The organism is Gordoniibacillus kamchatkensis, from assembly GCF_000829455.1.
Lineage (GTDB): Bacteria > Bacillota > Bacilli > Paenibacillales > NBRC-103111 > Gordoniibacillus > Gordoniibacillus kamchatkensis.
This window is the reverse complement of sequence record NZ_JXAK01000057.1, coordinates 1-18,651: the sequence shown is the minus strand read 5'-3', so window position 1 is coordinate 18,651 and position 18,651 is coordinate 1. Positions and strand designations below refer to the sequence as shown.

Genomic DNA, 18,651 nt, shown 5'->3' with positions numbered 1-18,651 from the left:
TTATTAAATATACAAAGATGATAATATACTTATTCCATAAGCATCGGCAAATTCCTTCCCGAACGGAGCTCGAACATGAAAAAGAACCGATGACCGGCGACAGCTCGCTGCTGAAAACGTTGAACAAATCTACGCTGCTGCGGCTCATCCGGCGACACGCGCCAATTTCGCGCGCCGATCTCGCAAAAAGGACGCATTTGACCCGGGCGACCGTCTCGGCGCTTGTAGAGGAGCTTATCGGCCAGCGGCTCGTGGCCGAAACCGGCATCGGCGCTTCCAGCGGCGGACGCAAGCCGGTGCTGCTGCAAATCGATGCCGAAGCGGGTTACGTGATCGGCCTCGATGTGCGCCGCAACGACTTGCTGGCCATTGTTGCCGACTTGCGCGGCAACGCCTTGCGCGAGCTGAGCCGCAAGCTGGACGCCCCGTCCGACCCGGAGCGGACGCTGTCGCAGCTCATCGCGCTCATGCGCGAGCTGCGCTCCGAGCTGCCGGACAGCCCGCTTGGCGTCGTCGGCGTCGGCGTCGGTATCGCCGGCCTCGTCGAACAGCCGAGCGGCCGCATTTTGTTCGTTCCGGCGCACGATTGGCGTCTGCTCGACTGGCGAGAGCGGCTTGCCGAGGCGCTGGGGGTGCCTGTCATCGTCGAGAACGAGGCGAACCTGGCGGCGTTGGCCGAGCATGACGTCGGCGCGGCGCAGCACGCTACCGAGCTGCTGTATGTCAGCGTCAGCGCCGGAATCGGTGCCGGTTATATCGTCGGAGGCGAGCTGTATCGCGGCGCCGGGGGCTATGCCGGCGAGGTGGGGCATACGACGATCGAGCTGAACGGCCGCCCCTGTTCGTGCGGCAACCGCGGCTGCTGGGAAACTTACGCCTCGGAGCAAGCTCTTGCCGAAGCGCTGGGCCTGGCTTACGACCCTCCGCTCGGGAGCGCCATAGCAGAGCGCGCTGCGAGCGGAGAAGCGTCGGCGCTTGCGGCTTTGGAGCGAACGGGCGTTTATCTCGGCATCGGCATCGGCAACATGATTCATACTCTCAACCCGCAAATGATCGTCGTCGGAGGCGCCATTTCCCGTTACCGCGACTGGCTGCTGCCGAAAATGGAAGCAACGATCCGGGCGCGGTTCCCGTACATTCCGGCGTTCGAGGTGCCGATCCGCTTTTCCGAGCTCGGCGAGACGGCGACAGCGCAAGGGGCGATCGCCTACGTGCTGCGCGAGCTGTTGGAGAAGCCGGGTGCATCGGCATCGGCCGCGGCGACCGGCGTATAAATCGTCATCACTGCAGGCGAAGCTAGAGCTTGAAAGTGCCGGCGGCAATGGCAACGAAGACAGGTTTGCTATTGCCCGGCCGGTCGCCGCGCTGCGAAGCAACAGCCTTGCATAATGAAAGTTTCCCCAGGGAAAAAGTATTGTGCAAAAATAATTTTGTTCCTCATGCACACAATTGTTGATGAAGTGCATATCGTAGTGTTATAATAGGGATAGAAAATGGTTCACGGCCGTTTAGTTACGTCAAAAAGTTGCCCTAGAGCAACACTATTGGACAAAAGAAAAGCTTGATACGTTTTAATTCCGCTTAAGAAAGAAGGGTGTGCGATGGAAGCAGCTGTTCAAGAACAAAAAGCCGCCGCGGGGCATGGCCCGGCATGGAGGCAAAATGCGGGAACGCTGAGCTTGCCGGAAGTGAACGGCTCGCTCGCGGTGCCGAAGAAAGGCAGCTTCCTGCGGAAGCTGCTCGCCTTCTTCGGTCCCGGCTATCTCGTCGCCGTCGGTTATATGGATCCCGGCAACTGGGCGACGGATTTGGCCGGCGGCTCTCAATTCGGTTATACGCTCTTATCCGTCATTCTCATTTCCAACTTGATGGCGATTTTGCTGCAGGCTTTGTCCAGCCGGCTCGGCATCGCAACGGGCCGTGATTTGGCGCAGGCGTGCCGCGATCATTACAGCAAGCCGGTGGCATTCGGGTTATGGATCATTTGCGAGCTGGCCATCGCCGCCTGCGATTTGGCCGAGGTGATCGGCTCGGCGATCGCGCTCAATTTGCTGTTCGGCTTGCCCATTACGTGGGGCATACTGCTCACGGCGTTCGACGTCCTGCTTATTTTGATGCTGCAGAAAAAAGGCTTCCGCTACATGGAAGCGTTCGTGATCAGTCTCATTACCGTCATCGGCGTCTGCTTCGCCATCGAGCTGATGATGTCGAAGCCGGAAATCGGGGCGGTCATGAAAGGCTTCGTGCCGTCGGCGCAAATCGTCACGAATCCGTCGATGCTGTACATCGCGCTAGGCATTCTCGGCGCGACGGTCATGCCGCACAACCTATACCTGCATTCTTCGATCGTGCAGACGCGGAACTATGAGCGCACATTGGAAGGAAAGCGCGCGGCGATCCGGTTTGCGACTATCGACTCTACGGTAGCGCTCATGATGGCCTTGTTCATTAACGCCGCCATCCTTATTTTGGCCGCTTCGGCGTTCCATACGCTCGGCCAGGAGGTCGGCGAAATCCAGGAAGCTTACCGCCTGCTCGGGACGACGCTGGGCACTGCCGGCGCCGGCATTTTGTTCGGCGTCGCGCTGCTCGCCTCCGGCCAAAACTCTACGCTGACAGGGACACTGGCCGGGCAAATCGTGATGGAAGGCTTCCTCAACATCCGCATGAAGCCGTGGCTGCGGCGCATGATTACGCGTCTCATCGCCATCGTGCCGGCCGTCGTCGTCTCGATCGTTTACGGGGAGAAGGGCACGACGAATCTGCTTATTCTCAGCCAAGTCATTTTGTCGCTGCAGCTGTCGTTCGCCGTCATCCCGCTCGTGAAATTCAGCTCCGACCGCCGTAAAATGGGAGAGCTCGTGGCGCCGCGCTGGATGGCAATTCTCGCCTGGATCGTCGCCGTGCTGATCGCGGTCTTGAACGCCTACTTGCTCTACTCCACCGTCAGCGATCTGCTGTAACGAAACGGAGCGCATGTTCCCCCTTTTGCTTGGGCACAAACAATGGTAATATTAAGAATAGTGCGTTAGATAGAGCGTGCTGCAAGTTCGCTAAGGGGGAAAAGCTTTTGCTCAAACGAACGCTTATCGGCATTGTGCGCAGCTCGAATCGACCGGTGAAAAAGCGCGAGACCCGGCGCTCAAAACGCGGCACTACAATTTGCCGAAAGAGAAGCTGTGGGACGAAACGATCACGCTGCTGAAAAAATTGCCCGGCTACAAGCTTCTGCACGAGGTAAAGAACGTCGGGGAAATCGTCGTCGAGAAACGGACGCTTTTCGGCCGTACCCAAGACGTAACCTTAACGTTGTTCGGCATCAATCCGATGCACAGCGCAATCGATGTGTACTCCGCGTCGCGCGGTTCGCTCGGCGATTTGGGCTCCAATTATAGAACCATTCTCGATATATACGGGGCGCTGGACAAAAAACTGGCCGCTCATAAAATCAGCAATTAAAAAAAACAGCGAGATTGATCTCGCTGTTTTTCTATCGCTCCATCAGAAAGTATAAGTTGTGCCTACACCTGGGCTGATTCCGCTACTAGGCGTTAAGCTGGAGTTGTAACGGTGAGCAGCGTGCAGGGCGTCTCACAGCCCAGCTTAACGCCGGTAAACGCGCGCGTCCCGAAGGACGGCGTAAGCCGTTTATCCTTGATATGCCGTTTACAGCAGCGCCTTTACAGCGGCGACTGCGGCTTCGTAGTTCGGGTGCTCGGTCATTTCCTTCAAATACTCGACATATGTAATTTTGTTATTGGCGTCGACTACGAAGATGGAGCGCATATCGAGCTGAAGCTCTTTGATCAGCACGCCGTATGCTTGGCCGAACGATTTCGTTTTGTAGTCGGACAGCGTGATGACTTTATCGATGCCTGCGGCGCCGCACCAGCGGGCTTGCGCGAACGGCAAATCGACGGAGATCGTCAGCACGACGACGTTATCGCCGAGCTTGGCTGCTTCTTCGTTGAAGCGGCGGGTTTGTGCGTCGCAAACGCCCGTGTCGAGAGACGGGACGACGGAGATGAGCTTCACTTTGCCGGCGTAATCGCCGAGCGAAACTTCAGTCATCAGGTCTTTGTTTACTTTGAAGTCCGGCGCTGCGTCACCAACTTTCAGTTCCGGGCCTACGAGCGTGATCGGATTGCCTTTCAGTGTGGCAACGCCTGTGCGTTCTTGTGCCATGGGAAAATCCTCCTTTAGATAACTATGGATTCGTGGTAAACCCTCCCCTCATTATAATCGCCCGCCTATTCCGTTGTCCAATCGGACAGAAAGGGCAATCTAATAAAAAAGTATCACGTGGAGGCCGCCGTGGAACTGCGACAACTGCAATATTTCGTGAAAGTGGCGCGCAAACAGCATATGACGCAAGCAGCCGAGGAGCTGCGGGTGGCGCAGTCGGCCGTCTCGCGGCAAATAAAGCTTCTGGAGGAAGAGCTCGGCGTCAACCTGTTCGTCCAGAAGGGGCGAAATCTTCACCTCACGAGCGTCGGCCACTTGTTTTTAAGCCGGACGGAACGCATATTGACGGATCTCGAGCGGGCGGTGAGCGAAATTCACGAATTTCTCGATCCGGAGGCGGGGGAAATTCGCATCGGCTTCCCGCACAGCGTCGTGCTGCATTTACTGCCGACGGCGGTAGCGGCGTTCCGCAAAGACCATCCGAACGTCAAGTTCAAGCTCCGGCAAGGGACTTACAACAGTCTGATCCGCGACGTGACGAAGGGCGAAATCGACCTTGCGTTCATTTCGCCGTTCCCGGAAAAGCACGAGCACGTCGCCGGCGATCTGCTGCTTACCGAAGAGCTGTACGCGATTTTGCCGCCGCATCACATATTGTCGGAATATCAATCAATCCGGCTTGAACAGCTGAAGGACGAGCTGTTCGTCATGTTCAGCGAGGAGTATTCGCTGCGCACCATCGTTCTGGAAGCTTGCCGACGCGCCGGATTCACGCCGCGCATCGGCTTTGAAGGCGAAGAGACGGACGCGATCCGCGGCCTTGTCGCTGCGGGCATGGGCGTCAGCCTGCTGCCGGAAATGGCGCTGGCCGACAACGGATTGATGCAGCCGACGAAAGTGCGCGTCACCGAGCCGCGCGTCACCCGCACCGTCGGGCTCATTCAGCGCGCCGGCGAGAGGCTTCCACCCGTCGCCGAGGTGTTCCGCCGCTTCCTTATCGAGTTCGTGCAAGGCGAGCTCAAACCATAGCCGAATAGTATGCAAAAAGGTTCCCTCGCCCAAGCGTGCGAGGGAACCTTTTTGCTTTAACGATTAATCGTCGTTGCGTTGATTGAAGATCATGATGTACTTCAGCAGCTGCAGCACGGAGATGAGCGCTGCGGCGACGTAGGTGAGCGCCGCTGCGTTAAGCACTTTGGCGACGCCGCGCTCCTCGTCGGAGGCGATGAACCCGTATTGGGCCATCAGCTTGCGGGCCCGGGAGCTCGCGTTGAATTCGACCGGCAGCGTGACGATCTGGAACGCGACCGCCCCGGCGAAAAACAAAATGCCGAGCAGCAGCAAGATCGGCAGCTGCTGGAAGATGAAGCCCGCCAGCAGCAAGAGCGGCGCTACGCCGGAGGCGAAATTGACCGCCGGGAACATGGCGTGGCGAAGGGCCAGCATCGGATAATGCGCTTTATGTTGAATAGCGTGGCCGACTTCGTGGCAAGCGACGGAAATCGCCGAAATCGAGCTGTCGTAGTATACGGGCTCGGACAGGCGCACCGTCCGGCTGGTCGGATCGTAATGGTCCGTCAGCGTCCCCTCCACCGGTTCTACTGCGACGTCGTACAGTCCGTTCGCATCCAGCATGCGGCGGGCCGCTTCGGCACCGGTCATATGGGAACGAGCTTGTACTTGCGCCCATGTGCCGAACGTGCCGCGCACGCGGAAAGACGCCCACATCGACACTGCGAAAGCGATCAGGATCAAAAAATCCATCGGGTGAAAAAACATGCGGTTCGGTTCCTCCTTAGCTTTGGCTGTTTCCCAGAAGCAGCAGGAGCGCCTCAATGCAGGCGGCGGTGGCGGGCGTCAACATTTTCAGCAGCTTTTTGTGCTGGTTCGGTCTCATCCGTTCGAGCATCGGACCGAGTTCCTTCGCTTCTTTCTGCAGCTGCTCCAGATGCAGATGAAGCGATGTCAGTTTATCTGTCACGCGCTCGCTGTGGCTGACGCGGCCCCACTCCCGCAGAGAGCTCTTGATTTCTTCCAGGGAGTATTTTTCCCGTTTCATGCTTTCAATACGTTTGAGCCGCAGCAAAGTTTCATCCGAATATAGACGGTAATTCGTGTCGGAGCGCTTCTCGGGCCCGATGAGTCCAAGCTTCGTATAGTAGTCGATCGTGCGCGAGCTGACGCCGGCCAGATGGGCAAGCTCTCCGATTTTATAAAGCTTCTTGTCTCCCATTGCCATCCCTCACTTCGCCAGAATTCGTTATTTTCATGATACTTGATTGCAAAGCGTACAGTCAAACGTTGCGCTTTGCCATTGCCGCCTAATTGCGGTTGAAAAAGGAGGGGAAGACCCTTATGTCAGGTTTTCATTATGAAACAGCGAAGGATTGCTTTGCATGGACAGGGGAATCCGAATTTCGCGAGATTCATGTTAGGTTATATTTCGTATTTTCATGAAAAAGTGGAGGAAAGTGTATTGTCAAAACGGAATATCCCCTATATAATGACACTAAGAATTTCACAATGTGTTATAAAATATTACATTAGACAAGGGAAGTGGTACTATGGTTAAGAAAGTTCTGCTTGCGGTTGGTGCTCTACTGCTGCTCATGCCGGCGGCTTTGGCGTTCGCTGACGATCCGAAGCCGCCGGAACCGGGACAGCTTCAGGCGGCGGTCGATGCCGTATGGGTCATGTTAGCGGCAATACTGGTCATTTTCATGCAAGCCGGTTTCGCCTTGCTGGAAGCAGGTTCGACGCGGATGAAAAATGCGGGCCACGTCGCCGGCAAAACGATTTTGACGTTCGGCATTTGCGCGCTGGCGTTCTGGGCGCTCGGCTTCGGCCTTGCCTTCGGCAACGGCAATCCGTTTTTCGGTACGACCGGGTTCGTGCTCACCGGGCTTGAAGACCAGGCAAAGGCGGCGTTCAGCTCGCTTGCCGGCTCCGACGTTCCGATCAGCATCAAGTTTTTGTTCCAGCTCGCGTTCGCCGGCGTCTCGCTTGCGATTGCGTGGGGCGGCTTCGCGGAACGCGGCAAGCTGCCGGTGTACTTCATTTTCGGCGTTCTGTTCACGGTGCTCATTTATCCGATCGTAGCTCACTGGGTATGGGGCGGCGGCTGGCTGGCACAGATCGGGATGCAGGATTTCGCCGGTTCGACGGTCGTTCACCTGCAGGGCGCTACCGCGGCTCTCGTCGCCACGCTGCTGCTGAAGCCGCGTATCGGCAAGTTCAACAAAGACGGCACGCCGAACCTCATACCCGGCCACAACCAGGTGCTGTCCGTACTCGGCGTCATCATTTTGTGGATCGGCTGGTTCGGGTTCAACCCCGGTTCTACGCTTAGCGCAATGAACGACGGCTTCTTCGGCTACATCGCGCTCACGACGAATATGGCTGCAGCGGCAGGCGGCGTGGCAGCCATGATCGTATCGTGGATGTACTTCGGCAAGGCGGATATTCCGAGCATGCTGAACGGCGTATTGGCGGCGCTCGTCGCCATTACGGCAGCTTGCGCGTTCGTCGAGCCTTGGGCCGCCATCGTTATCGGCGCGCTGGCCGGCATCATCACCTTCTTTACGGCGCAATGGTTTGAGAAATGGGGGCTCGACGATCCGGTTTATGCTTTCTCGGTACACGGCATCGCCGGCATTTGGGGAACGCTGTCCACAGGATTTTTCGCTACTTCGGAATTGGCCACAAGAGCCGGCGGCGGTACGCCGGTCGGCGGTGCGGGCCTGTTTTACGGCGGCGGCTTTCATCAGCTTGGCGTGCAAGCGCTCGGCGTCGCAGGCGCTTTCGTGTTCGTCTTCGTCTTGTCCTTTATCATTCTTGGCATTTTGAAGGCGACGATCGGCCTGCGGGTTACGGAAGAAGAGGAAATCGTCGGTCTCGACTTGTCCGAGCACGGCTCCTACGGCTATCCGGAACAAATGAAGAAGCTGCAAGGGCAAAGCAACGTGACGGCATAACGGTCGAGCGGCTACAATGGGGTAAAAGCAAAAACAGACGTGCGAAGGAGATGCATCATGGTACACCTCTCATGGGACCAGGTTCAGGAGCAAATCTCGCAGGCGAACGATTTGCCGTCGCTGCGGGCGATCCGGGAGCAGGCTCACGAGACGTACCGTGATCCGCTCCTTTTCGCCGATTTTATGGATTATCACGTCGGATTGAACCGGCTGCACGACGCGCTCATTCGCCGCACCGTGCAGCTCGCGGAGGCAGCTGCGGCGCAGCGCGGGCTTGCGGCGCCGCAGCCAGGCTATGCGTTCGTGCTGTACGGCAGCGGTGGACGCAGCGAGCAAACGCTGTGGAGCGACCAGGATAACGGGCTCGTCTATGACAATCCGAGCTGCGAGGAGGAAGCCGAGCACGCCGCTCGTTATTTCGAGCAGCTTGCCGGCGACATTCACGCTGGTCTGGAGCACCTCGGGTACGCTCCGTGCACGGGGCAGGTGCTGGCCGGAAATGCGCTGTGGAGGAAACCTTTGGCCGAGTACGCACGCATGGTGGAGAGCTGGATGGAGGAGCCGGTGTGGGAGAACATCCGCTACTTGCTCATTTTTTCGGACATTCGCTGCGTCTATGGCGATGAATCGCTTGTCGAGCGGCTCCGGCAGACACAACTCAATTTCGTCAAAAGCCATCCGGACGTGCTGCAGGCGATGCTTCGCAACACGCTCCATCATAAAGTGCAGTTGAACGTGTTCGGAGGGCTGATCACCGAACGGTACGGCGAAGATGCCGGCGGTATCGATATTAAATATGGCGTCTACATTCCGCTCGTTAACGGCATCCGGCTGCTTGCCGAATTGGCCGGAATCGGCGCCGCGTCGACGCTCGAAAGACTGGATGGACTCGAGCGCGCAGGGGCGATCGCGGCGCCGTTTGCCGGCGAATTGCGGCAGGCGATGAAGACGGTTTTGAAGCTGCGCGCCATGACGCCGTATCAAATGGAGGGGGAGCTGTATACGACCAGGGGCAAGCTGCAGCCCGAAGCGCTGACCAGGCAGGTGAGGCAGGAGCTGAAATTTTGCTTGCGCCTGGGGCGCAAATTGCAGCGCTATGTAACGCATGCTGTGAAGGGTGAACGACAATGAAACCTATGCATCCTGCAGGCCGCATGTGGCGGCTATACAAAATGGGAGGCATCACCCCGGCGCTCACTTCGATGTTCGATCCGCAAAGCGCCCAGCAAATGGCTTTTATCCGGCAAATGATGAAGGAGCAGCGCAAAGAGGCGCTGCACGACATTCCGCTGCAGGACATGGAAGCCGTCGTATTCGATTTGGAAACGACCGGCTTTGCCCCGTACAACGGGGACGAAATCATTTCGTTCGGAGGCGTTGCGACGGTCGGCGGCGAGATGGCACCGGAGAGTACGTTTTACAGCCTGGTCAATCCGAAGCGCGACATTCCGCCGCATATTTCGGAGCTGACGGGCATTACGAACGGGCAGGCTGGCGGGGCGCCGGAGCTGATGGACGTGCTGCAGCGTTTTTTGTCGTTCGTGCAGCAAAAGGCGCTGATTGCGCACGGCGCTGCGCACGACAAAGGCTTCCTCAATGCGGCTCTGTGGAAAACGTCCCGCGTCAGCTTGAACCACCGCGTCCTGGATACGATGATGATCGCCAAGTGGCTGCTGCCGCGGCGGCGCCATTACGACCTCGATACGCTGCTGCACGAATTCGGGATACCGGTTACGCAGCGCCATCATGCGCTTGAGGACGCGCTTATGACCGCCCGTCTGTGGACGGAGCTCATGGCCGAAATCAAGGCACGGCACATTGACACGCTAGGCGATTTGTATGAGCAACTGAGCCGTCATCACTAGGGACTAGGGAAGACCTTGCGTCACGCAAGGTCTTCTTTGCGCTGCCACGGGAGGGGGATCCGCTGCTTCGGTGTTATCCGACAGCAATTGCACAAGCGATTATGCGGTGGGGGAGCGAGGGGGGGGCTAGTGCAATTGCCTTCAAAGCAACTGGGGAAGCGGATTTGCGGGAGGATGCCTCTGTAGTTGCTCGTAAGGTAATTGCACAAGCGATTATCCGGTGGGGGAGCGAGGAGGGGGCTAGTCCAATTGCCTTTAGAGCAACTGCGGAAACGGACTTGCGGAATGAGGCCACTGCAGTTGATTGTAAAGCAATTGCAGAAGCGATTTTGCAGCAAGGGAACGCTGACACGCCATTGAATGCCTCAAGGCAATCCCATCACCAACACCGTATCATGCCGCTAACTAGACGGTCTCGCTGTTATCGTTGCCCCTGCCAACAAAAACGCACCAATCCGAGCGATGCGCGGGATCGGTGCGTTTTGCGGTTCCACCAACGTTATTTCTCACGACAGCATCATGCTCCCAATCCTGCCCCGCCATCCGGGGGCCTGACCGGCAGCAGCTTGGGCGCTAAAGTTCCGTCGCTTTGGCGAGCCAGACGGTAAACGGCGAGAGTCGGATGATCCGCATCTTGCAGCGATACGATCCAATAGCTTGGAAGCGAGTACCAGGAAGTTTGCAAATCTGCCGCGGACGGGATAGGCGCAGTGCGCGGGTGGCTATGAAAAATGCCGAGCAGCCGTTGGTACGGCTGCGAAGCAAGGAGCTTCGCCAGCTCGCTGCGGTTCATCTCGAAATGCCGTTCCGGCGACCCGGAATCGTTGCGTATGGGGATGAAGTCGTCCGCGATCAGCTCGTCCGTCTCCCGAATATAATCACCTGTCACGAACCCGCACGCTTCCAGCGGATATACGGACAGGCAATAATCGGAAAGGCGCTGCCTCAATTCTCTGCACATAGTGACCGGCATGGCCTGGCCGCCCCCTTTCGGCTTTCATTATAAAGGAGGCGTCAGGCGGATTCCAGCTTGCCTTTCGGCTTGATCAGGAAAAACACAAGCGCGAGCGCGATGACAGCCAGCGCGGTGACGACGATGAAGACGATCTCGTTCGATATTTTCATCAAATAGCCGAACAGCGGCGGTCCGAGCGCTACGCCGATGTACCGCAAGCTGTTGTAAATCGACGTAATCATGCCCCGCTGCTCTTTTTGCACGGAACCGGTGATCATCGTGTTGAGGCACGGCAAAATGAGGCCCGTCCCGATTGCGCCGATCGTCAGCAAGCCGATAAACAAATACAAGCTGGCGTAGAAAAAAATGCACAATGCGAGCGTCACGGACAGCAGCACAAAGCCGATATTGATGAGCCAGCGGATCAGCGTGCCGTTTTTCTTGATGAGCGCCCCCGTCGTATAAGAAGTGACGACCATGGCCAGAAGCGGAATCGCCAGCACGAGACCTTTGACGACGCCGTCAATGCTGTAAGGCGCTTCCTCCAGCGTATCCGACAAGTAAAACAAGACGCCAAACAAGTTGAACAGCGCCAGCGAGCCGGAAAAAAACGCCGGAATGAGCCAGCGCCCTTTCTTTTTGAGGATGGTCCCGATGTCCGCCATATATTTGCCGATTTGCGGCGGCTCCTTCGTCTTCTTCGGCTCCTTGATAATAAACATGACGCATAGCAGCGAAAGCAAGCAAAATACCGGAAACGCAAAAAAGGCGCAAACCAGACGATAAGAGCGAACAAGGAGCCGATGATCGGGCTGATCACTTTGCCGAAGCCGTTCGAGGCCTCGGTAATGCCGAGCACTTTGCTTTCCGTTCCGCCGTTATATAAATCGCCGACGAGCGCCATCGCGATCGACGACGTACCGGCAGCGCCGACGCCTTGCAGGGCTCTGCTGATAATGATGATTGTGTACGAATGCCAAATCGCGCCGAAGCCCGCCAGCACGCCCGCGGCGCCGTAAATGATAAGCGCCGGAATCATGACGGCTTTCCGCGAGTAACGGTCCGATAAAAAGCCGGCGAGAGGAATGAGAATTCCAGCCGTCAGCGAAAAGAGGGTAATGACGAGCGAGCTTTGGAAGCGGGTGATGCCCAGCTCGGTTTTCATTTGCGGCAAGATCGGGACCAGCATGGAATTGCCGAGCACGAGCACCATCGGGACGGAGGCGATGGCGACATACATCCAGAACCCGGTCTTGCCCTTGCTGTTGTCTTTGCTTTTGCCGCCGCCTTGTCGTTTGCGGGAAGGCGATGCGCTTTTCTCATGGTCACTCACGATGTCGCTGTCGAACCAAATCTGCAGCTTTCTCGATTTCGTTTTCTCCATAACGCTCTCCTTCTCTCAGCGAGTCTTTTGTTACTTTGTCCGAACGGGGATGGCGGCATTCCCTGCTCTTGCCGAGAGATGTTGGAATTTTGCGCGGATTGGAGATAATATGGAGAGAAGGAGTGAATCGAGAGTGAAGAGAAATGCCGCTGTACTCGCCGTGCTGGCGATTTTGATCGGATTCGCCATTTACCAAAATATAGCCGGCGCCCGGAAAGAGCCGGTGACCGCAGGGGAACAAGCTTCCAAAGCCAACTATTCCGCTCCGGCTTTCGCGCTCTCCGCCCTAGACGGCAACACGTATCAGGTCGGCGGCGCCCGCGACAAGCCGCTCGTGCTGAATTTCTGGGCGACGTGGTGTCCGCCTTGCAAACAGGAAGCGCCGGATTTGGCCGACCTGTACGACCGGTACAAAGACAGGGTCGATTTTTACGGGATCAATTTGACGCAAAGCGACAAGCTCGCCGACGTGCGCCAATTCGTAAGCGACTATCGCTTGACGTTCCCGATTTTGCTCGATAAAGACGGCGCAGTGGCGGACAAGTACAAATTCGTCTTCATCCCGACGAGCTATTTGATCGACCGGACCGGAACCGTGCGCGAAGTCGTCAACGTGCTTACGACGGCCGAGTGGGAGAAGAAGCTGAACGCTTTGCTGAAGCAAGGATAATCGGTTTAAGCCGCCTTGTGGACGAGCGCGTTTTCCGGCGTTAAGCTGGCTGTGGGACGCACGGTACATTGCTCGCCGTTATGCCTAGTAGCGGAGTCAGACGGGATAGGCGCAGCTTATACATTCTGAGGAGTGAAAAAAGCTTCCGGCCGACGATTTCGTCAGGCCGGAAGCTTTTTTGCCTCTTGTTTAATGGTTCACCAGTCCGAGCCGTTCCGGCTGCTGCTCCTTGTGTTCGACACGAGTACGGCCGATGAGCGCATATCGGATCGAATCGGCGAGCGCGTTCCAGCTCGCTTCGATAATGTTTTCCGAGACGCCGACGGTGTTCCACGAAGTTTCCAGGTCTGCCGTTTCGATCAGGACGCGCACTTTCGCCGCCGTTGTGTCTTTCTCGTCGAAGACGCGCACTTTGTAATCGGTCAGATGCACTTGCTGAATGTCCGGATAATAAGGCATGAGCGCTTTGCGCAGGGCGACGTCGAGGGCGTTGACGGGACCGTTGCCTTCGGCTGCGGTAAACATCGTCTCGCCGTGCACCTTGACTTTAACGATCGCCTCGGTGACGACGGCGCGTCCGGCCGATTTCTCGACGATGATTTTGAACGATTCGAGCGTAAACACTTCCTCCAGGCCTTCGAGCGCTTCGCGCAGCAGCAGTTCGAGCGAGGCGTCGGCGCCTTCGAACTGGTAGCCTTGATGCTCCAGCTCCTTGACGCGCTCGATGACCGACTTCACTTTCGGATTGTTTTTGTCGAAGTCGAGCTTGAGCTCTTCCGCCTTGACGATCAGGTTGCTTTGCCCGGCCAGCTCGGAGACGAGCACGCGCTGCTTGTTGCCGACGAGCTCCGGCGCGATGTGCTCGTACGTTTTCGGATGACGCAAAATCGCGGACACGTGAATGCCGCCTTTGTGGGCGAAAGCCGCGTTGCCGACAAAAGGCTGGCCGACAGGCATATGCATGTTGGCGATCTCGCTCACATAGCGGGCAACAGGCGTCAGAGCGGCAAGCTGCTCGTCGGCGATGCATGAGAATCCCATCTTCAGCTGCAGGTTCGGGATGACGGAGCACAGGTTGGCATTGCCGCAGCGCTCGCCGTAGCCGTTGATCGTGCCCTGGACTTGCCGCGCTCCCGCGGCGACCGCCGCGAGCGAGTTGGCGACGCCAAGCTCGCAGTCGTTATGCGCGTGAATGCCGATCGGGCGCGATACCTCCCGCACCACCTCGGCGACGATGTCGCCGATCTCGCCCGGCAGCGAGCCGCCGTTCGTATCGCACAGCACGATCCAGTCGGCGCCGGCCGCTTCCGCCTGGCGGATCGTTTGCAGTGCATAGTCGGGATTGTTTTTGTAGCCGTCGAAAAAATGCTCGGCGTCGTAAATGACCTCAAGGCCGCTGTTTTTCAAAAAACGGACGGAGTCGTAGATCATAGCCAAATTTTCTTCCAGCGTCGTCTGGATCGCCTTATGGACGTGGAAGTCCCACGACTTGCCGAAGATGGTGGCCACTTTGACTCCGGATTCCAATATTTTGTTTAAGTTCGGGTCGTCCTCGGCCTTCGTGTCCTTCCGCCGCGTAGAGCCGAAAGCCGTCACTTTGGCATGGGCCAGCTTGAGCTCCTTCACCCGGTGAAAAAATTCGATGTCCTTGCCGTTGCTGCCCGGCCAGCCGCCTTCAATATAATGAACGCCGAGGGCGTCGAGCTTCTGCGCGATTTTCAGCTTGTCCTCTACGGACAGGCTGACGCCTTCGCCCTGCGTACCGTCTCGAAGCGTGGTGTCGAATATTTTAACCGAGTTTGCCATCTTTCTTCGATCCTTTCGGAGTAAGTATATTTTCTGATTATAGCACAAATTTGGCGGCTGGAACGGTTTGTTTGCAAAAAATGCAGCTTGCTGCGCTTGACCGGATATGCGGCGTCTATTATGCTGATAGTGGTCTTTTCCTTGATCTTATTTGGAGGTGTCTGCTTGATGAGTACCAAACCGTCAAAAACGCTCGATCCGGTGCCGAACCCGCATCCGGACCGCGATTACGAAGTTGAAATCGAATGCCCGGAATTTACCGCGCTGTGCCCGGTGACCGGCCAGCCGGATTTTGCCACGATTACGTTCAAGTACGTTCCGGGACCTTATATTTGTGAGCTTAAATCGCTCAAGCTGTATTTGTGGAGCTTCCGCGACGAAGGCCATTTCCACGAAGACGTGACCAACCGCATTCTGAAAGATTTCGTGGCTTACATTCAGCCCCGCAAGCTTCAGGTAGTCGGCAAATTCAACGTGCGCGGCGGCATTTATACCACGGTTCGCGCCGAGTATGAAGCAGGTAAGTGACCAATATCCGAAAAACGGCAGGGTCATTCTGCACATTGACATGAACGCATTTTATTGCTCCGTGCACGAGGCTGTCGAGCCGGAAAAGTACAAGGGCAAGCCGATCGCCGTCGCCGGCAGCGTGGAGCTGCGGCGCGGCATCGTCGTCACTTCCTCGTATGCCGCAAGGGCGCGCGGGGTAAAGACCGGGATGCAGGTACGCGAGGCGCTGAAGCTGTGTCCCGAGCTGCAGCTCATCCGGCCGGATTTTGACTTGTATCGGACGTTCTCGCGGCGCTTCATGCAGATTGCGTACCAGTACTCGCCTCTCGTCGAGGCGGTTTCGATCGACGAATGCTACGTCGACATTACCGGTTCGAAGCAGTTCGGAACGCCGCTGGAGATCGCCGGCCTCATTCAGGAACGGATCCGCGTCGAGCTGGGGCTGCCGTGCTCGATCGGCGTCGCTCCGAACAAGCTGCTGGCCAAGGTCGCTTCCGATATGCGCAAGCCGGATGCGATCAACGTGCTGCGGCTGCGCGACGTGCCTGGCGTGCTGTGGCATCAGCCGTGCAACACGATGTTCGGCATCGGCAGGAAGACGGCGGAAAAGCTGCAGCGGCTGCAAATTTTTACGCTTGGCCAGCTGGCCGCAGCCGACGAGCGTCTGCTTACGGAGCGGTTCGGCGTGTACGGAGCGTGGCTGAAACGGGCGGCGAACGGTATCGACGACAGTCCGGTCAACCCGGAACAGGAGCGCAGCAAATCGATCGGGCATACGACGACGCTGCCTCGCGATTTTACGGACCGGGACGATATCCGCCGCGTCTTTTTGAATCTCGCCGACCAGACGTGCCGGCGGCTGCGCCGGCAAGGTCTCGTCGCGCGCGTCGTGCAAATCACCGTTCGCGAGCCGTCGATGAAGACGTACACGCGGTCGGCGACGCTGCCGCAGCCTACCGAAAGCCACGACGACGTGTACCGCGAGGCATGCCGCCTGTTTGACGCGCATTGGCCCGAAGCGAAGCCGGTGCGGCTGCTCGGCATTACGCTGCAAAATTTGCAGCCGAAGGCCGAGTCGGCGCTGCAGCTCGATCTGTTTACATTTGAGCGCGAGCCGAAGAAGGAACGGCTGAACGAAGCGATGGACCGTATCCGCGACAAGTTCGGGGAAAGCTCGATTGTGACGGCGGGCATGCTGACGGACGATCCGTCGGCGCTCATCCGCAATCATAAAGAGCGGGGGACGTCGCTGCAGATGGATCACCTCAAGGAGCGGGGATTGGAAGAAGGCGAGAGTTAGATGAAATCGCCGCCAGACCAATGGCAGCGCGCATTTGAGAACAATTCTCGATCGCCGTATTCATTGAAGTTTCAATTGATTTATATTATAGTTACGAATGAGGATAATCAGAGGAGGAGTATTCAAGATGGCCAAGTATACCTGGGTGGATAAAGAAACCTGCATCGCATGCGGCGCTTGCGGCGCTACGGCTCCCGACATTTACGACTACGACGACGAAGGCATTGCCGAAGTCATTTACGACGGCGACGGCAACCACGGCGTAACTGAAATTCCGGAAGACTTGTATGACGATCTGCAAGATGCGCAGGATGGCTGCCCGACCGATTCGATCAAAGTGGCGGACGCTCCGTTCAATAAATAATGATGGTAAGGCAAAAGGCCTGATTCGGCCGCCCTCGGGGCGCTCGGAGTCAGGCCTTTTTCGTCTATGTGTGGTGTAAATTGTAGAATTTTGGAGCAATCAACAATTGCCATACTCGCCGTGCCATTTTACAATGAAGCTAGTTCTTCAGGCAGGGAATGGCAAACGACGGCCGAAGTGTTTCCGGGCCTCGTCCGTCCGGCGGGCATTTAGAAGGACGGCGATTTGCGCCACGCTCTTTTGAACCGTTAAAGAAGCGAACAGAAAAACATTTTTTACGGCATGAAAAGCTTCCGCTAAACGCGGCCGCTCGTCATCGAAAAGGCTTCGAAAGAAGCTTTTCATACGGACCGGGCGGCTTGGCGCATGTTTCGGTGTGCTTGTTTGCCGAGGAAATCGGGCTTGACGTGCAATGGGCAAGCGATGCCCGGACTGTCGTCTTGCGGGCGAAGCAGCGGTTGCTGCCGGTCAGCACATCCGATTCAAACCTTGGGGACGGCTTCAAGGTTTCATACATACGGGGGAGTCATCATGTCTGAAGTGAACCGACTTAAGGAACAGATCCGCCATTTGGAGCAGCGCAACATCGAGCTGACGCTGCTGCTCGAATCGGCGCTGGAGCTGCAGTCCGACACCGGCTCCGGCAAGCTGCCGTTTACGATGACCGCCATCCAGACGCTGATCGTCGCGCTCGACTCGCGCGATCCGTACACCGCCGGACATTCTTCCCGGGTTGCTCTTTACTCGCTTTGGATCGCCCGCCAGCTGGGCGTGCCGGAAGTGCAGTGCAGGCAGTTTCATCACGCTGCGCTCATGCACGATATCGGCAAAATCGGCGTTCCCGACCGGGTGCTGCTGAAAGCCGACAGTCTCGATGACGAGGAATTCTCCGTCATGATATCGCATACGACGATCGGCGCGCGCATTTTATCCAAAATGGAAGCGGAGGGCGAGCACGTGTCGGCTTCGCTCGTCGCCAAGCACCATCATGAGAAAATGGACGGCTCCGGCTATCCGGACGGCCTAAAGGGCGAGGCGATACCTTTCTTCGCCCGAATTACGGCGGTCGCCGACGCTTTCGACGCGATGACGACCGACCGCCCGTATGCAAAAGGGCGGAGCTATTACGACGGCGTGCAGGAGCTGCTCCGCTGCCAGGACACCCATTTTGACCGGCAGGCGGTGCAGGCGTTTGCGGCGGTTATGGCAGAGCGGAACTACTTGCGGAGTCGGTCCGTGTTGGAGTATAAAGACGCGACGTAAACAAAGAACCCCGATCTGCCGATAACACCTTTGGAACGACGCGGAAGCGGGAAAGGGTGGACCGTGTGGAGCCGAAGCAGACGGAACGGCAGGTGAAGGAGTTTTTCAGCCGAAGTCCGATCGACGATCCCCTTTATTTGAAAAAATTTATACGCGAGCATCCGGACCAGAAAATGGCGTGGTACTTGCTCGGGCGCGAGTACGCGGCGCAAGGCAAGCACGGCAAAGCGGAGTACTGCTTCGCTCAGGCCGGCGAAGTATACGAGGCGTTCGAGAAGCGCAAGCCGAGCGTCGCCGCGGAGCAGCTGAAGCGGCCGGACGAGGCCGCTGACGCGCCGGCGCCCCGGCCGCGGCACAAGCGGCGCCGCCTGGCGC

17 protein-coding genes and 3 pseudogenes are annotated in these 18,651 nt (G+C 57.4%); 13 read left to right on the top strand and 7 right to left on the bottom strand.

The annotated features are described in order from the left end of the window. The first annotated feature begins 89 nt into the window (after positions 1 to 89). The 3 genes and pseudogenes from SD70_RS25520 (at position 90) to SD70_RS25510 (ending at position 3,459) form a co-directional block, all read left to right on the top strand. Complete coding sequence (locus SD70_RS25520; RefSeq protein WP_197081179.1) at positions 90 to 1,274, top strand: ROK family transcriptional regulator; 1,185 nt, start codon at positions 90 to 92, stop codon at positions 1,272 to 1,274. A 327-nt stretch (positions 1,275 to 1,601) separates the two neighbouring features. Next, the gene (locus SD70_RS25515) at positions 1,602 to 2,963 is read left to right on the top strand and encodes an Nramp family divalent metal transporter (RefSeq protein ID WP_041050890.1); all 1,362 of its coding nucleotides are present in this window, start codon (positions 1,602 to 1,604) and stop codon (positions 2,961 to 2,963) included. Positions 2,964 to 3,070: 107 nt separating this feature from the next. Continuing rightward, a pseudogene (locus SD70_RS25510) lies at positions 3,071 to 3,459 on the top strand (DUF1499 domain-containing protein). 207 nt (positions 3,460 to 3,666) lie between these two features. On the opposite strand, the gene tpx reads toward SD70_RS25510, so the two are convergent. Continuing rightward, on the bottom strand, positions 3,667 to 4,185 hold the full coding sequence (gene tpx / locus SD70_RS25505; protein WP_041050889.1) for a thiol peroxidase: 519 nt from the start codon (positions 4,183 to 4,185) through the stop codon (positions 3,667 to 3,669). 129 nt (positions 4,186 to 4,314) lie between these two features. On the opposite strand from tpx, the gene SD70_RS25500 reads away from it, so the two are divergent. Beyond that, complete coding sequence (locus tag SD70_RS25500) at positions 4,315 to 5,214, top strand: LysR family transcriptional regulator (RefSeq protein ID WP_041050887.1); 900 nt, start codon at positions 4,315 to 4,317, stop codon at positions 5,212 to 5,214. 63 nt (positions 5,215 to 5,277) lie between these two features. Here SD70_RS25500 and SD70_RS25495 read toward each other — a convergent pair whose 3' ends face one another. Both SD70_RS25495 and SD70_RS25490 read right to left on the bottom strand, forming a co-directional pair. Further along, positions 5,278 to 5,964 carry a zinc metallopeptidase gene (locus tag SD70_RS25495; protein ID WP_041050885.1) on the bottom strand — a complete coding sequence of 229 codons (687 nt, stop codon included), beginning with the start codon at positions 5,962 to 5,964 and terminating at the stop codon, positions 5,278 to 5,280. 16 nt (positions 5,965 to 5,980) lie between these two features. After that, positions 5,981 to 6,418, bottom strand: coding sequence for a MerR family transcriptional regulator (locus SD70_RS25490; RefSeq protein WP_041050883.1), 438 nt, complete (start codon positions 6,416 to 6,418; stop codon positions 5,981 to 5,983). Between the two features lie 331 nt (positions 6,419 to 6,749). Here SD70_RS25490 and SD70_RS25485 point away from each other — a divergent pair, with 331 nt between their 5' ends. The 3 genes from SD70_RS25485 to SD70_RS25475 are packed head-to-tail and all read left to right on the top strand — an operon-like array spanning position 6,750 to position 10,024. After that, a complete protein-coding gene (locus tag SD70_RS25485; protein ID WP_041050881.1) occupies positions 6,750 to 8,159 on the top strand; it encodes an ammonium transporter in 1,410 nt (469 codons plus the stop codon). Positions 8,160 to 8,216: 57 nt separating this feature from the next. Then, positions 8,217 to 9,290 (top strand): DUF294 nucleotidyltransferase-like domain-containing protein, encoded by a 1,074-nt coding sequence (locus SD70_RS25480; RefSeq protein WP_041050880.1) that lies wholly within the window; start codon positions 8,217 to 8,219, stop codon positions 9,288 to 9,290. Continuing rightward, a complete protein-coding gene (locus SD70_RS25475; protein ID WP_041050878.1) occupies positions 9,287 to 10,024 on the top strand; it encodes an exonuclease domain-containing protein in 738 nt (245 codons plus the stop codon). The genes SD70_RS25480 and SD70_RS25475 overlap by 4 nt, the downstream gene beginning before the upstream one ends. 517 nt (positions 10,025 to 10,541) lie before the next feature. On the opposite strand, the gene SD70_RS25470 is transcribed toward SD70_RS25475, so the two are convergent. The 3 genes and pseudogenes from SD70_RS25470 to SD70_RS40500 form a co-directional block, all read right to left on the bottom strand. Continuing rightward, the gene (locus SD70_RS25470; RefSeq protein WP_041050876.1) at positions 10,542 to 10,997 is read right to left on the bottom strand and encodes a Mov34/MPN/PAD-1 family protein; all 456 of its coding nucleotides are present in this window, start codon (positions 10,995 to 10,997) and stop codon (positions 10,542 to 10,544) included. Between the two features lie 41 nt (positions 10,998 to 11,038). Further along, positions 11,039 to 11,701, bottom strand: coding sequence for an MFS transporter (locus SD70_RS40505; RefSeq protein ID WP_394298015.1), 663 nt, complete (start codon positions 11,699 to 11,701; stop codon positions 11,039 to 11,041). Between the two features lie 5 nt (positions 11,702 to 11,706). After that, positions 11,707 to 12,144 (bottom strand): annotated as a pseudogene (locus SD70_RS40500) (MFS transporter); the annotation flags it as partial. A 352-nt stretch (positions 12,145 to 12,496) separates the two neighbouring features. Between SD70_RS40500 and SD70_RS25460 the strand changes: the two are divergent. Continuing rightward, positions 12,497 to 13,033, top strand: a complete 537-nt coding sequence (locus tag SD70_RS25460) for a redoxin domain-containing protein (protein WP_041050874.1) — start codon at positions 12,497 to 12,499, stop codon at positions 13,031 to 13,033. A gap of 189 nt (positions 13,034 to 13,222) precedes the next feature. Here the strand turns inward: SD70_RS25460 and cimA are convergent, their stop codons facing one another. Next, positions 13,223 to 14,839 carry a citramalate synthase gene (gene cimA, locus SD70_RS25455; protein ID WP_041050872.1) on the bottom strand — a complete coding sequence of 539 codons (1,617 nt, stop codon included), beginning with the start codon at positions 14,837 to 14,839 and terminating at the stop codon, positions 13,223 to 13,225. Positions 14,840 to 15,007: 168 nt separating this feature from the next. Between cimA and queF the strand changes: the two genes are divergently transcribed. The 5 genes and pseudogenes from queF to SD70_RS25425 form a co-directional block, all read left to right on the top strand. After that, a complete protein-coding gene (gene queF / locus SD70_RS25450) occupies positions 15,008 to 15,367 on the top strand; it encodes a preQ(1) synthase (RefSeq protein WP_041050870.1) in 360 nt (119 codons plus the stop codon). Further along, complete coding sequence (locus SD70_RS25445; protein WP_041050868.1) at positions 15,351 to 16,649, top strand: DNA polymerase IV; 1,299 nt, start codon at positions 15,351 to 15,353, stop codon at positions 16,647 to 16,649. Before queF ends, SD70_RS25445 begins: the two co-directional genes overlap by 17 nt. A gap of 127 nt (positions 16,650 to 16,776) precedes the next feature. Beyond that, the gene (locus tag SD70_RS25440; RefSeq protein WP_041050866.1) at positions 16,777 to 17,013 is read left to right on the top strand and encodes a ferredoxin; all 237 of its coding nucleotides are present in this window, start codon (positions 16,777 to 16,779) and stop codon (positions 17,011 to 17,013) included. Positions 17,014 to 17,544: 531 nt separating this feature from the next. Continuing rightward, positions 17,545 to 18,276 carry an HD-GYP domain-containing protein gene (locus tag SD70_RS25430; RefSeq protein WP_052487876.1) on the top strand — a complete coding sequence of 244 codons (732 nt, stop codon included), beginning with the start codon at positions 17,545 to 17,547 and terminating at the stop codon, positions 18,274 to 18,276. A gap of 119 nt (positions 18,277 to 18,395) precedes the next feature. Further along, positions 18,396 to 18,651: pseudogene (locus SD70_RS25425) on the top strand (L,D-transpeptidase family protein); the annotation flags it as partial.

Excerpts from the sequence above, each read along its gene's own strand:
- SD70_RS25520 (WP_197081179.1), top strand. The coding sequence starts at position 90 with ATGACCGGCGACAGCTCGCTGCTGAAAACGTTGAACAAATCTACGCTG.
- SD70_RS25515 (WP_041050890.1), top strand. The coding sequence starts at position 1,602 with ATGGAAGCAGCTGTTCAAGAACAAAAAGCCGCCGCGGGGCATGGCCCG.
- tpx (WP_041050889.1), bottom strand. The coding sequence starts at position 4,185 with ATGGCACAAGAACGCACAGGCGTTGCCACACTGAAAGGCAATCCGATC.
- SD70_RS25495 (WP_041050885.1), bottom strand. The coding sequence starts at position 5,964 with ATGTTTTTTCACCCGATGGATTTTTTGATCCTGATCGCTTTCGCAGTG.
- SD70_RS25490 (WP_041050883.1), bottom strand. The coding sequence starts at position 6,418 with ATGGGAGACAAGAAGCTTTATAAAATCGGAGAGCTTGCCCATCTGGCC.
- SD70_RS25485 (WP_041050881.1), top strand. The coding sequence starts at position 6,750 with ATGGTTAAGAAAGTTCTGCTTGCGGTTGGTGCTCTACTGCTGCTCATG.
- SD70_RS25480 (WP_041050880.1), top strand. The coding sequence starts at position 8,217 with ATGGTACACCTCTCATGGGACCAGGTTCAGGAGCAAATCTCGCAGGCG.
- SD70_RS25475 (WP_041050878.1), top strand. The coding sequence starts at position 9,287 with ATGAAACCTATGCATCCTGCAGGCCGCATGTGGCGGCTATACAAAATG.
- SD70_RS25470 (WP_041050876.1), bottom strand. The coding sequence starts at position 10,997 with ATGCCGGTCACTATGTGCAGAGAATTGAGGCAGCGCCTTTCCGATTAT.
- SD70_RS40505 (WP_394298015.1), bottom strand. The coding sequence starts at position 11,701 with ATGTTTATTATCAAGGAGCCGAAGAAGACGAAGGAGCCGCCGCAAATC.
- cimA (WP_041050872.1), bottom strand. The coding sequence starts at position 14,839 with ATGGCAAACTCGGTTAAAATATTCGACACCACGCTTCGAGACGGTACG.
- queF (WP_041050870.1), top strand. The coding sequence starts at position 15,008 with ATGAGTACCAAACCGTCAAAAACGCTCGATCCGGTGCCGAACCCGCAT.
- SD70_RS25445 (WP_041050868.1), top strand. The coding sequence starts at position 15,351 with ATGAAGCAGGTAAGTGACCAATATCCGAAAAACGGCAGGGTCATTCTG.
- SD70_RS25440 (WP_041050866.1), top strand. The coding sequence starts at position 16,777 with ATGGCCAAGTATACCTGGGTGGATAAAGAAACCTGCATCGCATGCGGC.
- SD70_RS25430 (WP_052487876.1), top strand. The coding sequence starts at position 17,545 with ATGTCTGAAGTGAACCGACTTAAGGAACAGATCCGCCATTTGGAGCAG.